We start from the raw sequence: 13,229 nt of genomic DNA on the forward strand, positions 1-13,229 counted from the left end.
CCACGCCGCGCCGCCGCGTCCGGTGACGCAGCCGCTGCCGCGCCACTCTGCGGCGGTGGGCGGCCTGACGCCGTTTTCCACCGTGGACTGGCCCGGCACGCTGGCTGCCGTGGTCTTCATCGCCGGCTGCCCCTGGCGCTGCCACTACTGCCACAACCCCGAATTGCAGACCCGCGCCGCGCGCTACGACTGGCGCGACGTGCGCGCCTTCCTGGACAACCGCCAGGGCTTGCTGGACGCCGTGGTGTTCTCGGGCGGCGAACCGCTGAGCGAACCGCGCCTGCCCTCGATGATCCGCGAGGCGCGCCGCATGGGCTTTCGCATCGGCCTGCACACCGCTGGCATCTACCCGCTACGCCTGGCCGACGTGCTGCGCTACCTGGATTGGGTGGGCCTGGACATCAAGGCCGACGCGCAAGGCTATGACGACATCACCGGCCGGCGCGACTCGCAACGCCCCGCCCAGGCCTGCCTGACGCAATTGCTGACGGCCGGCGTGGATTTCGAATGCCGCATCACCTGGCATCCGGACTGGCTGAGCGAAGCCCGGCTGCTGGCCCTGGCCGGCGAACTGGCGCGCCGCGGCGTGAAGCGCTTTGCCGTGCAAAGCGCACGGGCCAGCCCCGACGCGACGCCGGCCTGGCACCTGACCGCCCCGGCGCAGGCCGCATTGCAGGCCCTGTTCGAACAGTTCGCCTATCGCTGACCCGGGCGCCGCCCGGCCGGCCCCAACTGCGCCGCCAGCGCCGCCTGAAAGCGCGGCGACACCACCGCGCCCACGTTGCAGCGCGACCAGGGCGACACCGCCGTCGGGTCCACGCTGAACACGCGGCCCGGCGCCATGATGACCTTCTCGGGCATCAGGTCCTGCGCCAGCGTCAGTGAATTTTCCACGCCCGGAAACGCCGCCCACAGATACAGCGAGCTTGTCGGCCGCACGTGCACCTTGGCCCCCAGCGCATCCAGCACCTGCAAGGCGTTGCCCGTGGCGGCCTGCAAACGCTGGCGCAGGCGCACCAGGTGGCGTTCGTAGTGGCCTTCGCGCAGCATCACATCGACCATGCGTTCGCAGTATTCCGAACTGCTGACGTGCACCAGCGCCTTCAGGTCGGCCAGGTCGCTGGCCAGCGCCGCGCCGCAGGCAATGAAACCCACCCGCAGCGCCGCCGAGAACGATTTGGAGAAGCTGCCGATGTAGACCGTGCGTTCCAGCTGGTCCAGCGCCGACATGCGCACCGACGAGGTCGGCTTGAAGTCGGCCAGGGGGTCGTTCTCGACCACGATCAGGTTGTAGCGTTCGGCCAGTTGCAGCAGCTTGTAGGCCTTGGCCGGCGAGATATCCGACCCCGTGGGGTTGTGCGCCAGCGATTGCGTGAAGAACAGCCGCGGCTTCTCGCGCTGCAGCAAGGCTTCCAGCACGGCCAGGTCCGGGCCGTCCGGCAGGCGCGGCACGCCCAGCATGCGCACCCCCGCCAGCTTCAGCTTGCCGAACAGCGGGTAATAGCCCGGATCGTCCACCAGCGCCGCCGCGCCCGGCGGCAGGAAGTAGCGGATCACCAGATCCATGGCCTCGTTGGCGCCGTGCGTCAGCACCAGTTGCGACGGCGCCGCGCTGATGCCCACGTCGCCCAGCTTGCGCACCAGGCTTTCGCGCAGCGGCGCGTAGCCAAAGCGGCTGCCATAGCGGAACAAGGTGCCCAGGCCGGTGCGCACCACCTTCTGGTGGTAGCGGTCCATGCGCATGTCGGCCAGCCATTCCACCGGCGGAAAGCCGTCGCCCGCGGCGATGGCATCGGGCTGCGTCTTCAGCTGTTCGCGCATCAGCCAGACGATGTCCATGGCGCGGCTGAGCTGGCCCGGTTCTTCGTCGGCGGCGCGTTGCGCCGGGCCCGTGTCCAGCACATAGAAGCCAGACCCGCGGCGCGGCTCGACCAGCCCGCGCGCCACCAGCATTTCAAACGCCACCACCACCGTGTTCTTGGCGTAGCGGTGCAATTGCGCCAGCTCGCGCAGCGACGGCAGCTTGTCGCCGGGCCGGTAGACGCCGTCGGCGATCTGGCGCCCGATCAAGCGGGCCAGGCTTTCGGCGATGGGTGCGGCGCGCGGGGCGCGGCCCAGGGAATTGTCGTCGTCCACGGGGTGGGATTCCAGTCGGGAGAAGGCCGAAATTGGTGCAGTGCAATGGTACTGTTCGTCCAAACTGTACCTCTGAATGCCGGTACAGTTTACCTAGAATCTCGCCACCTGATTCTTATATGGAGACATGCCATGGTGGCCGATTCACGCCTGCCGAACTTCCGCGCCCTCACCCCCGCCCAACGCCTGTCGGCCATCGCCGACGCCGCCGAACTGACGCCCGAAGAGCGCCAGTTGCTGGCCGAACCCGGCGCGCTGGGCCTGGACCGCGCCGACGGCATGATCGAAAACGTCATCGGCGCCTTCGAGCTGCCGCTGGGCGTGGCCGGCAACTTCCAGATCAACGGCCGCGACGTGCTGGTGCCCATGGCGGTGGAAGAGCCGTCGGTGGTGGCGGCCGCCTCGTTCATGGCCAAGCTGGCGCGCAGCGGCGGCGGCTTCGAAACGTCCAGCACCCGGCCGCTGATGCGCGCCCAGGTGCAGGTGCTGGGCCTGACCGACCCGCACGGCGCGCGCCTGGCGCTGCTGCGCGAACGCGAACGCATCGTGACGCTGGCCAACAGCCGCGACAAGGTGCTGATCGGCCTGGGCGGCGGCTGCCAGGACATCGAAGTGCACGTGTTCGCCGACACCCCGCGCGGCCCGATGATCGTGCTGCACCTGATCGTGGACGTGCGCGACGCCATGGGCGCCAACACCGTCAACACCATGGCCGAGGCCGTCGCCCCGCTGGTCGAGGAAATCACCGGCGGCTCGGTGCGCCTGCGCATCCTGTCCAACCTGGCCGACCTGCGCCTGTCGCGGGCCCGCGTGCGCCTGACGCCCGACGTGCTGGACACCAAGGACCGCAGCGGCGCCGAGATCATCGAAGGCGTGCTGGACGCCTACACCTTCGCCGCCATCGACCCCTACCGCGCCGCGACGCACAACAAGGGCATCATGAACGGCATCGACCCGGTCATCGTCGCCACCGGCAACGACTGGCGCGCCGTCGAAGCCGGCGCCCACGCCTATGCCTGCCGCGACGGCCGCTACACGTCGCTGACGCATTGGGAAAAAGACGCTTCGGGCGCCCTGGTCGGCACGCTGGAAATGCCGATGCCGGTCGGCCTGGTGGGCGGCGCCACCAAGACCCATCCGCTGGCACGCATCGCGCTCAAGATCCTGGCGGTGCGCTCGGCCCAGGAACTGGGCGAGATCGCCGTGGCCGTCGGCCTGGCGCAGAACCTGGGCGCGCTGCGCGCCCTGGCTACCGAAGGCATCCAGCGCGGCCACATGGCGCTGCATGCGCGCAACATCGCGTTGACGGCAGGCGCCGTCGGCGCCGAAATCGACGCCATCGCCAAGCGCATGGCCGCGGAACACGACGTGCGCACCGACCGCGCCGTGGCACTGCTGGAGGAACTGCGTAAACCGGCCTAGGGGCTGGCATCGGCTGGCGGCCCACCGCCGGCCGCACAAGAACAGAGGCGGCGTGGCCCACCTGGCCCGCCGCCCATCCATCAAGGAGACAGACATGGATAGAGACAGCAAGGCGTCCGCCGGACGCCTGGCCGAAGTATGGAACGACACCGTCGACCTGCGCCACCTGGCCTGGGCGATCGCCATCGGCATCGGTGTCAGCGTGGCCGGCTTCTATGCCGCCAGCAGCTGGCTGCGCACCCGCGTGGCCTCGCCCGAGCTGGCCCACGCCTATGCCATGCTGGCGGGCCTGGCCGGCTGCGTACTGGCCGGCGTGATCTGCGCACGCCTGTTCCCGCCCAAGCGCGAAGTGGTCGAGCACAGCGCCTCGCACGATCCCGCCTGGCGCGCCGAGGTGCTGGCCGAACTGGCCGCGCAACCCGGCGGCCTGGGCACCCTGGCCGACCTGCCGCCCGCGGTGGTCGAAGAACTGAAAGCACTGGACCTGTACGAACTGTTCGCCGCGCCGGCCCCCGCGCCCGCCGCCCGCAACCTGCCGCAAGGCGCCGCCAAAGAGGTGCTGGCATGAGCGACCCCGCACTGCTTGAACAAATCATGGTGGCCGCGGCCATGGGCCTGTTGGGCGCCGTGGTGTTCGCCGCCATCGGCCTGGTGTCCGGCACCGATGAGACCACCACGCTGGCCCCGCTGACGCTGTTGGTCGTGCTGCTGGGCGTGCCGCCTGCCGGCGTCTTCACCTTCTTCCTGGCCGGCGCCGTCGCCAAGCACATGACCCATGCCGTGCCGACGGCGCTCTTGGGCATACCCGGCGACACCCTGGCCACGCCATTGCTGCAGGACGCCAACATGCTGCGCAAGCTGGGCGTGCCGCACATTGCGCTGCGCAAGATGGTGTCCGGCGCCATCGTCGCGGCCTTCGTGGCCGTGCCGCTGGCGGTGCTGTTTGCCGTGCTGCTGGCGCCGTTCGGCGGCGCCATCACCAAATCGGCGCCGTGGATCTTCCTGGCCGCCGCCGTGCTGATCGCCTACTTCTCGGCCGGCCGCTGGGCTGCCGTGGCGCTGCTGGTGCCTTTCGTGGTGGTGATCGTGGCGCTGCAAAGCCTGACGGCCAAGTACGGCGTCAAACTCAGCATCAGCTACTTCCTGGGCATTGCCATCGGCCCGCTGATCGCCGACCTGTTCACCGTGATCGCGCCGCAGGGCCGCGCCAAGATGATGCGCGACAAGGTGCGCACGTTCTCGCTGGCGCCGGACGTGAAGGGCTGGTCGGGTTATTTTCCGAACCCGCTCAAGGTCATGGACCGCATCCAGACCCGCTGGACGCTGGCCACCGCCACGATTTCCAGCGCCACCTTCGTGTTCAGCCCCGTCGCCATGACCGTGGTGCTGGGCGAACTGGTCGGCTCGCGCATCAAGCACGCCTACCATCGCCTGACCACCGTGCTCAGCGCGCGCAACGGCGTCACCGAGGCGACCTACATCGCCGAGGCCCTGATTCCGCTGATCGCCTTCGGCCTGCCGCTCAGCCCGGTGGCTGCCGGCCCCGCCGCGCCGCTGTTCAACGCCCCGCCCCGCTTCACGGTGGATGCGGCCACCGGCGAAACCCACAACCTGCACAACCTGCTGAACCACTGGGAATTCCTGGGCTACGGCATGCTGGCGGTGTTGCTGGCGGCCGTGGTGTCGTACCCGTTCGCCATGAACTTCGCGCGCCGCGCCGCGCTGTTCGTGTCGCGCAAGGTCAGCCACGAGGCCATCATTGCCACCTTCGTCGGCCTGATCATCGTGATCAGCGTCTGGGAAGGCCAGTTCCTGGGCCTGCTGGTGATCCTGACCATGGGCCTGTTCGGCGGCCTCTTGTCGCGCCTGTTCGGCTTTAACACCGGCGTGCAGTTCATGGGCTACTACACCGCCGTGCTGACGGTGCCGGCGCTGGTCAAGCTGGTGGCGTAACGCGCTGCCGGTCCAGGCGGAGCCCGCGCGCTCCGCCTGTTTCCCCCGCCCACTTGATCCCGCGCAAAGCGGCGCGTCATGCCTTGCTCTAGCCTCGGAACCACTGTTCCTATGAAAGGCTTCTTCATGACGTGGTTCCAATCACTCACCCTCGCTGGACGCGAATTGCTGCCCATCGTCCAGGGCGGCATGGGCGTGGGCGTGTCCGCCCATCGCCTGGCTGGCGCCGTCGCCAGCCAGAACGCGGTCGGCACCATTGCCAGTGTGGACTTGCGCCATCACCACCCCGACCTGGTCGAACAGACCGAGCACTGCCGCGACCGCGAGCGCATCGATGACGCCAACCGCGTCGCGCTGGACCGCGAAGTGCGCGCCGCGCTGGACATGGCCGAGGGCCGCGGCCTGGTGGCCGTGAACGTCATGAAAGCCGTGCGCGACCATCCCGCCCTGGTGCGCCAGGCCTGCGAAAGCGGCGCCCAGGCCATCGTCATGGGCGCCGGCCTGCCGCTGGATCTGCCCGACATGACGGCCGATTACCCCAAGGTCGCGCTGATCCCGATCCTGTCCGAAGCGCGCGGCGTGGCCGCCGTGCTGAAGAAATGGATGAAAAAGGGCCGCATGGCCGACGCCGTCGTCATCGAACACCCCGGCTACGCGGGCGGCCACCTGGGCGCCGCGCGCCTGGACGACATCCACGACGAACGCTTCGAATTCAAGCGCGTGCTGGGCGAATGCCATCAGCTGTTCCATGACCTGCAACTGGGCAGCGACGCACCCCGCCTGATCGTGGCCGGCGGCGTGGGCAGCCACGAGCAGGTGCGCCACTGGCTGGCCAACGGCGCCGATGCGGTGCAGGTCGGCACCGCCTTTGCCGTCACCCAGGAAGGCGACGCGCACGAAAACTTCAAACGCGTGCTGATGCAGGCCGACCCGGCCAAGCTGGCCGAATTCACCAGCGTGGCCGGCCTGCCCGCCCGCGCCGTCGCCACGCCGTGGCTGACCCGCTACCTGCGCCAGGAAAAAACGCTGCAGGCCGGCGCCCGCTGCGACCCGCGCCGTTGCAGCCAGCGCATGGACTGCCTGACCCAATGCGGCATACGCGACGGCATCTCGCGCTTCGGCCAGTTCTGCATCGACCTGAAGCTGGCCGCCGCCATGCGCGGCGAAGTCAGCCGCGGCCTGTTCTTTCGCGGCGCGTCCAAGCTGCCGTTCGGCGACGCCATGCGCAGCGTACGGGAATTGATGGATTACCTGCTGAACGGCAGGATGCCGGCCGCGGCATGACGGTTGGCGGGTGCGGCGGACACAGCCGCTGAGGTTTCCGTAAATTATTGAACGACGTACAATATTATTCGTCGTCCAATAATTTACGGCCCCATGCCCACCTCCGCCACGCCCGCTCTCTCCGCGCCCGGTCTGCGCGAACGCAAGCGCCAGCAAACGCTGGACCATCTGGCCCAGACCGCCTATCGCCTGTTCGAAACGCTGGGCTACGACGCGGTCACCATGGAACAGATCGCGGCCCAGGCCGACGTCTCCAAGGGCACGCTGTACAACCACTTTCCGGTCAAGGAAGCGTTGCTGGCGCATCGCTTCCATACTGAACTGGCCGCGAGCGCGGCCGAGTTGTTGCCCGCCCTGCGCGCCCAGCCCGATTTCGCGAAACGGCTCAAGCGCGTGCTGCATGCGTCGGCGCACTGGTCTGAATCGAACCGTGCCTATCTGGGCCCGTACCTGCGGTACCGCCTGTCGACCCTGCGAGCGGATGACGTCACCGAAAAATCGCCACGCAGCGGCATGCAGGCGCTGTTCGAAGGGCTGATCGCGCAAGGCCAGGCCGCCGGCCAATTGCGCACGGACCTGTCCGCCGAACGCCTGGCCCACCAGTTGCAGTTCCTGCACCTAGGCGCCCTGCTGCGATGGCTGGACCTGCCCGGCGCCAGCTTGCGCAAGGAATTCGACGCCCTCTTGTCGCTGTTCGTGCAGGGCGCCGCCGCGCCCGGGAACGCACCATGACATCCCAGGCACCCGCTGGCCCGCCCCCTGATTCCACCGCGGCCATGCCCGCACTCGCCCCGTCGCCCGCCGCCACAGCCGGCGCCGACATCCTGGATTGGGCGGCCGCCCGCCACGCCGGCCCCGCCGTCGTGGGCGGCAAGGGTTGGCAATTGGCGCGCATGGCCGAACTGGGCGTGCCGGTGCCGCCCGGGTTTGTGCTGTCGGCCCAGGCCGGCGCCGCCCATCGACACGGTGCGCCCGTACCGCAAAGCGTGGCCCAGGGGCTGCGCGATGCCCTGCACGCAAGAGGCTGGCTCGACACGCCCTTGGCCCTGCGTTCGTCCGCCCCGCAGGAAGACGGCGCTACAGCTTCATTTGCCGGCATCCACCTGTCGTGCCTGAACGTGCGTGGCGCGCAGGCCGCCCTTGATGCGCTGCAACGCATCTGGGATTCGGCCTGGACACCGCAGGCCGATGCCTACCGTCAGCGGCTGGGCCTGAGCAATGATGACCGGCCCATGGCGGTGGTCGTCATGCCGCTGGTGGCCGCCACCGCGTCGGGCATCGCCTTCACCTGCGATCCGCTGACGGGGCGCCATGACCACATGGTGATCCACGCCAACTGGGGCCTGGGCGAATCGCTGGTCGGCGGCCTGGCCGACGGCGACGAATACCGGCTGCGCGCAGATGCATTGACGCTGACGTGGTCGCTGATGGACGCGCTCATCGGCGCCAAGCGCCGAACCACGCAGTCCATCGAAAGCGGCGGCACGCAACAGGTGGACCAGACCGCAGACCTGGCCGCGCGGGCCGTACTGACGGCCGCACAGATCGACACCTTGGCGGCGCTCGTGCGCGACGCCGCGCGCGCACTGGATTATTCCGCCGCGCCCTACGATCTGGAATGGGCCTGGGACGGCAGCCGCTTCTGGATCGTGCAGGCCCGCCCCGTCACCGCCCTGGCACGCCACACCTATCCCGGCCTGCAATCACAGCCTTCGTACTGGTCCCGCGGCAACACCCGCGAGGTGCTGCCGCAACCCATGTCGGCGCTGGAATGGGACGGCGGCCGCCTCATGGCGCAACGCATGTTGACCTGCGGATTCGAGCTCAGCGGCTATCCCACGCTGCCGGGCGTGCGGATGGTGGCGATGTTCCAGGGCCGCGCCTACCTGGATGCCTCCGTCCTCCAGTGGATCGGGCACGACGCGCTGGGCATCGCGCCGCACGCCATGAACGCCATGCTGGGCGGCCCGCAACCCGATATCCAGGTGCCGCGCCCCACCCTGCTGCAACGGCTGAACCATGGCCTGCGCATGCTGCGCTATCTGCGCCGGGCCGCGCCGCTGCGCCGCCGCGCCAAAGACGATCTGCCGCGCCAGTTCGCCCGCGCCCAGGCCTGGCTCCACGAAGCGCTGCCCGCCACGCCTGCCGCGCTGGGCGCCAACCTGCACGAACAATTCCTGACCGTGGCCGCGGCCGACGACCTGTTCTTCCTGCAAGGGTCAGGCGGCGGCGCGCTGTCCAAGTTGCTCGACATCGTGGAACGGGCCCGTCCCGGCGCGGGCCACGCCTTGACTGCCGCGCTGATGGCCGGCGGCGAGCCCAGCGTGACCGCGGCGCAAAGCTATGCCTTGATGGCGCTGGCGCAATTGGCATCGCGTGAACCGCAGGCGCTGGCCTGGCTGCGTGCGCCCGAACGCGACAGCGCTGCCTGGGCCGACCAGTTGCCGCCGGACAGCGCGTTTCGCCGCGCGCTGGCGGATTTCCTGGCGCGCTACGGGCACCGCGCCGTGTACGAAACCTATATGCGCAACCCGCGCTGGCGCGAGGCGCCCGGCTATGTCCTGGACAGCGTGCTGAACCTGATCGGCACCGATCCCGACGCTCTGCGCGCCCGTCAGGAACAGGGTGCGCGAGAGGCCTGGCGCCAGGTGCGCGCGGTCTTGCCGTGGTGGCAGCGGCCGCTGGCCGCCAAGCTGCTGGGGGCCGCCCGAATCGAAGGCGCCCAGCGCGAAGCCGCACGCAGCGTGCTGGTGGCCTACCTGGCGGCGGCGCGGCGCAGCGCGCTGGAACTGGGCGCACGGCTGATGACCACCCCCGATGACATCTTTCACCTGACCGCCGAGGAAGTCTTCGCGCTGGCCGATGGCCGCCTGGCGCCCGTCCACGCCGAGCGACGCGCGGCGGACCGGCGCGCGCAATTGCATCGGTGGGCCGAGACGCCGGACATTGATGTGATCGTCGAATATGAAAACGCGTCGGCAGCGCAGGCAACCCTGGCCGCCGGCACGGCCGTGCACAACGCCGCTGCGCCCGCGGACGCCGACACGTGGCGTGGCACCCCGGTATCTGCCGGCCGGGCCCAAGGCCCGGCCTTCATCGCCCGCGACCCGGCCCAGGCGCTGGCCATGCCCGTGGGCGCCATCCTGATCGCGCCATCCACCGACCCCGCCTGGACCCCGCTGTTCCTGCGCGCCGGCGCCGTGGTGATGGAAGCCGGCGGCTACCTGTCGCACGGCGCCATCGTTGCGCGCGAGTTCGGCGTGCCGGCCCTGGTCAACGTGCAGGGCATCCTGCAGCAGGCGGCAACGGGGGACCTATTGGACGTGGATGCCACCCAGGGCGTGGTGCGGCGGCTGCCCGCCGTCCCTAACGCGCCGCCGGCAGATTGAATTCAAACACGGCGCCCGGTTCGGGCCTTTCCACCAGCCGGATATCGCTGTGGTGCAGCTGCAGGATGCGGTGCACGATCACCAGCCCCAGCCCGCCGCTGTCGCGCGGGCCGTTGGCCAGCACCGACGCGCGGGTGAACAGACCCGCGCGCAGCGCCTCGGGAATGCCGGCGCCGGTGTCGCTGACCCGCACCTGCACGCCCTCTCGCGCCTGCCCGAGGCTCAGTTCGATATTGCCGCCCGGTGCGCTATGGCGGATGGCGTTGTCCAGCAGGTTGGTCAGCACGCGCTCGATCATGCCCAGGTCGGCCCGCACCGGCGGCAGTTCATGCGCAATCGCCGTGGTCAGCCGTTGCTGGCGCGCCTCGGCGGCCAGCTCGAATTTCTGGATCACGTCCTGCGCCAGCTCGGGCAGCGAAAAGGTCTCGGGTTCCAGCCGCACCAGGCCGGATTCCAGCCGGGCCAGTTCGAACAGCTCCTGCGCCAGCCGGCCCACCTTGCGGCTTTGCGCCAGCGCAATGTCCAGATAGCGGCGGCGTTCGGACGCATCCAGCGTGTCGTCCTTCATGCGCAGCGTTTCCAGGTAGCCATGCAGCGACGTCAGCGGCGTGCGCAGGTCGTGCGAGATATTGGCCACCAGGTCGCGCCGCTGCTGGTCCTGCCGCGTCAGTTCGCGCCATTGTTCTGAAATGCGGCGGCCCATCTGCACGAAACTGCGGCGCAGCAGCGAAATCTCGTCGCCGCTGGTGTCCGTGGCGTCCGCGGGCTTTTCCAGCGCCGCCAGCGCCCGGCCGTCGTCGCCGTCGAAATCCCGCACCGCACGCGTCAGGCCGCGCAAGGGCCGGGTGATCAGCCCGAACGCCGCCAGGCCCGCCACCAGCCCCAGCAGGGCCACCAGCGCAATCGACCACAAGGTCGTGCGCAGCACCGAGCTGCGCGACACCGCCATGGCCAGCGCATCGTGCGCCTGGCCTTGCAGCACCACGTACACGTAGCCCTTGTCCTGCCCCGCCACCCGCACCGGCGCGGCCGAAAACACCTTGGCCGTGTCCAGGTGGCGCGGGTCGTCGCCTTCGATGGGCAGCGCCTCGCCGGCCAGGAAACGCCGCACCGGCGCCAGGTCGACCCGTTCGCGCTTGATCTGTCCCGGCGGCGCTGCGTCGCCCACGATACGGCCGTCGTTGGCCAGCAGATACACCTCGACCGACGGGTTCACCGCCATCAGCATGCCAAAGAGCGAGCGCACCGCATCCGGCTTCCAGCCATTGGCATCCATCAATTCGTTGGTGCCGGCAATGTGCTGCGCCAGCCCGCTGGACAGCCGCTGCACCACTTCCTGCTCGTAGCGCACATTGGCCGAGATCTGGAACCAGGCCGACGCGCCGCAGCACGCCAGCAGCAGCAAGGCGAATACGCCGGACAGGCGCTGGGTAAGGGTCAGGCGCTTCATGAGGCGGATTCCGGTTGCGGCGTGGGGCCGGCCGCGAATTTGTAGCCGCGGCCCCAGACGGTCAGGATGCGCTGCGGATTGGACGGGTCGGTCTCGATCTTGGTGCGCAGCCGGTTGATGTGCGTGTTCACGGTGTGCTCGTAGCCTTCGTGCTGGTAGCCCCACACCTGGTTCAGCAGATCCAGCCGCGAAAATACCTTGTCCGGATGGCGGGCAAAGAAATGCAGCAGGTCGAATTCACGTGGGGTGAGTTCCAGCCGGCGCTCGTCCACCGATGCCGTGCGAGCGATCGGGTCGATCGCCACGCCGTGCTGGCGCAGGCTGCCCGCGTCGATGCGGGCGTTGCGTTCCAGCGCGTCGGTGCGGCGCAGCAGCGCCCGCACCCGCGCCACCAGTTCCAGCATCGAGAACGGCTTGGCCAGGTAGTCGTCGGCGCCCAGTTCCAGCCCCAGGATGCGATGCACCTCGCTGGAGCGCGCGCTGGTGATGATGATGGGCGTATAGCGCGCCATGGCCCGGGCGCGCTTGCAGATTTCCAGGCCGTCGATGCCCGGCAGCATCAGGTCCAGCACCAGGGCGTCCCAGTCGCCTTCTTCCAGCCGGCGCATGCCTTCGTTGCCATCGGCGGCGTGCTCGACGGCGTAGCCCTCGTCGCGCAGGTGCAGGCGCAGCAATTCGGCAATGTGGGCATCGTCTTCGACGATCAGGACGCGGCGGGGCGTATCCATAGGCGGGCTCGGGTCGGTGGCGCGGCGGGAGTGCCGCAAAAACGCCAGCCGCAGGCGCGAAGGCTTGCGGGGGCACCGCTATTGTCGCCAATCCGTGGCGGCCAGTTATCACATTTATTTTAAGTTTGCGTGAGGACTTGGATATCGACGCCGGGGAAGAATGGCTCCAACGACAACGAACCGCCTCCCCAAGGAGCCCCCCATGGCCGCCAGAAGTGACCGCCCCCACGCCGCCCTACCCCCCGGGCTGGCCGCCCAGGCCGCGCCTGCCGGCCCCGGCCCCATCCACCCCGGCTGGCTGCGCGTGACCCACTGGCTGAACGCCCTGGCCGTCGTCATCATGGCCACCAGCGGCTGGCGCGTCTACAACGCCGCGCCGTTCTTCGACTTCACCTTTCCCAATGGCATCACCCTGGGCGGGTGGCTGGGCGGCGCCCTGCAATGGCATTTTGCCGGCATGTGGCTGCTGCTGGCCAATGGCCTGTTGTACCTGGGCCTGAACCTGACCACCGGCCGCCTGGCCCGCAAATTCTTCCCCGTCGGCCCGCGCGGCGTGCTGGCCGACCTGGGCGCCGCCCTGCGCGGCAAGCTCTCGCATGCCGACCCGCGCCACTACAACCAGGTGCAGCGGCTGGCCTACCTGTTCGTCATCGCCGACATCACGGTCCTGATCCTGTCCGGACTGGTGCTGTGGAAGTCGGTGCAGTTCGACACCCTGCGCGCGCTGCTTGGCGGCTATGAATTCGCGCGCCGCATCCATTTCTTCGCCATGGCGCTGCTGGTGGCTTTCGTGGCGGTTCACCTGGCCATGGTGGCCCTGGTGCCGCGCAGCCTCATCGCCATGATCCGCGGTAAATAAGGAGCCTC

11 protein-coding genes are annotated in these 13,229 nt (G+C 69.3%); 8 read left to right on the forward strand and 3 right to left on the reverse strand.

The features are described from left to right. On the forward strand, nt 1-706 hold a 706-nt coding region (locus HV798_RS25320), incomplete at its 5' end, for an anaerobic ribonucleoside-triphosphate reductase activating protein (protein ID WP_425486169.1). Here the strand turns inward: HV798_RS25320 and HV798_RS25325 are convergent. After that, complete coding sequence (locus tag HV798_RS25325; protein WP_175194173.1) at nt 697-2,136, reverse strand: aminotransferase-like domain-containing protein; 1,440 nt, start codon at nt 2,134-2,136, stop codon at nt 697-699. The two genes, HV798_RS25320 and HV798_RS25325, sit on opposite strands and share 10 nt — an antisense overlap. A gap of 132 nt (nt 2,137-2,268) precedes the next feature. Here HV798_RS25325 and HV798_RS25330 point away from each other — a divergent pair, with 132 nt between their 5' ends. From HV798_RS25330 to HV798_RS25355, 6 genes are all read left to right on the forward strand, one after another. Beyond that, nucleotides 2,269-3,558, forward strand: a complete 1,290-nt coding sequence (locus tag HV798_RS25330; RefSeq protein ID WP_175194175.1) for a hydroxymethylglutaryl-CoA reductase, degradative — start codon at nt 2,269-2,271, stop codon at nt 3,556-3,558. A gap of 94 nt (nt 3,559-3,652) precedes the next feature. Then, entirely contained in the window at nt 3,653-4,126 is a 474-nt protein-coding gene (locus tag HV798_RS25335) for a hypothetical protein (protein WP_175194177.1), read from the forward strand. Next, nucleotides 4,123-5,511, forward strand: a complete 1,389-nt coding sequence (locus HV798_RS25340; RefSeq protein ID WP_025137710.1) for a tripartite tricarboxylate transporter permease — start codon at nt 4,123-4,125, stop codon at nt 5,509-5,511. Before HV798_RS25335 ends, HV798_RS25340 begins: the two co-directional genes overlap by 4 nt. A 126-nt stretch (nt 5,512-5,637) precedes the next feature. Beyond that, entirely contained in the window at nt 5,638-6,795 is a 1,158-nt protein-coding gene (locus tag HV798_RS25345; protein ID WP_175194179.1) for an NAD(P)H-dependent flavin oxidoreductase, read from the forward strand. Nucleotides 6,796-6,888: 93 nt separating this feature from the next. Next, nucleotides 6,889-7,527, forward strand: coding sequence for a TetR/AcrR family transcriptional regulator (locus HV798_RS25350; protein WP_175194181.1), 639 nt, complete (start codon nt 6,889-6,891; stop codon nt 7,525-7,527). A 44-nt stretch (nt 7,528-7,571) separates the two neighbouring features. Next, nucleotides 7,572-10,184 (forward strand): PEP/pyruvate-binding domain-containing protein, encoded by a 2,613-nt coding sequence (locus HV798_RS25355; protein ID WP_175194343.1) that lies wholly within the window; start codon nt 7,572-7,574, stop codon nt 10,182-10,184. On the opposite strand, the gene HV798_RS25360 is transcribed toward HV798_RS25355, so the two are convergent. Further along, complete coding sequence (locus HV798_RS25360; RefSeq protein WP_025137706.1) at nt 10,162-11,634, reverse strand: sensor histidine kinase; 1,473 nt, start codon at nt 11,632-11,634, stop codon at nt 10,162-10,164. The genes HV798_RS25355 and HV798_RS25360 overlap by 23 nt on opposite strands. Further along, complete coding sequence (locus HV798_RS25365) at nt 11,631-12,362, reverse strand: response regulator transcription factor (protein WP_025137705.1); 732 nt, start codon at nt 12,360-12,362, stop codon at nt 11,631-11,633. Before HV798_RS25365 ends, HV798_RS25360 begins: the two co-directional genes overlap by 4 nt. A 202-nt stretch (nt 12,363-12,564) precedes the next feature. On the opposite strand from HV798_RS25365, the gene HV798_RS25370 reads away from it, so the two are divergent. Beyond that, complete coding sequence (locus HV798_RS25370) at nt 12,565-13,221, forward strand: cytochrome b/b6 domain-containing protein (RefSeq protein WP_246289146.1); 657 nt, start codon at nt 12,565-12,567, stop codon at nt 13,219-13,221. Nucleotides 13,222-13,229 lie beyond the last annotated feature (8 nt).

This window comes from Achromobacter deleyi (assembly GCF_902859705.1).
Taxonomy (GTDB): Bacteria; Pseudomonadota; Gammaproteobacteria; order Burkholderiales; family Burkholderiaceae_B; genus Achromobacter; species Achromobacter deleyi.

Excerpts from the sequence above, each read along its gene's own strand:
- HV798_RS25330 (WP_175194175.1), top strand. The coding sequence starts at position 2,269 with ATGGTGGCCGATTCACGCCTGCCGAACTTCCGCGCCCTCACCCCCGCC.
- HV798_RS25335 (WP_175194177.1), top strand. The coding sequence starts at position 3,653 with ATGGATAGAGACAGCAAGGCGTCCGCCGGACGCCTGGCCGAAGTATGG.
- HV798_RS25340 (WP_025137710.1), top strand. The coding sequence starts at position 4,123 with ATGAGCGACCCCGCACTGCTTGAACAAATCATGGTGGCCGCGGCCATG.
- HV798_RS25345 (WP_175194179.1), top strand. The coding sequence starts at position 5,638 with ATGACGTGGTTCCAATCACTCACCCTCGCTGGACGCGAATTGCTGCCC.
- HV798_RS25350 (WP_175194181.1), top strand. The coding sequence starts at position 6,889 with ATGCCCACCTCCGCCACGCCCGCTCTCTCCGCGCCCGGTCTGCGCGAA.
- HV798_RS25355 (WP_175194343.1), top strand. The coding sequence starts at position 7,572 with ATGCCCGCACTCGCCCCGTCGCCCGCCGCCACAGCCGGCGCCGACATC.
- HV798_RS25360 (WP_025137706.1), bottom strand. The coding sequence starts at position 11,634 with ATGAAGCGCCTGACCCTTACCCAGCGCCTGTCCGGCGTATTCGCCTTG.
- HV798_RS25365 (WP_025137705.1), bottom strand. The coding sequence starts at position 12,362 with ATGGATACGCCCCGCCGCGTCCTGATCGTCGAAGACGATGCCCACATT.
- HV798_RS25370 (WP_246289146.1), top strand. The coding sequence starts at position 12,565 with ATGGCCGCCAGAAGTGACCGCCCCCACGCCGCCCTACCCCCCGGGCTG.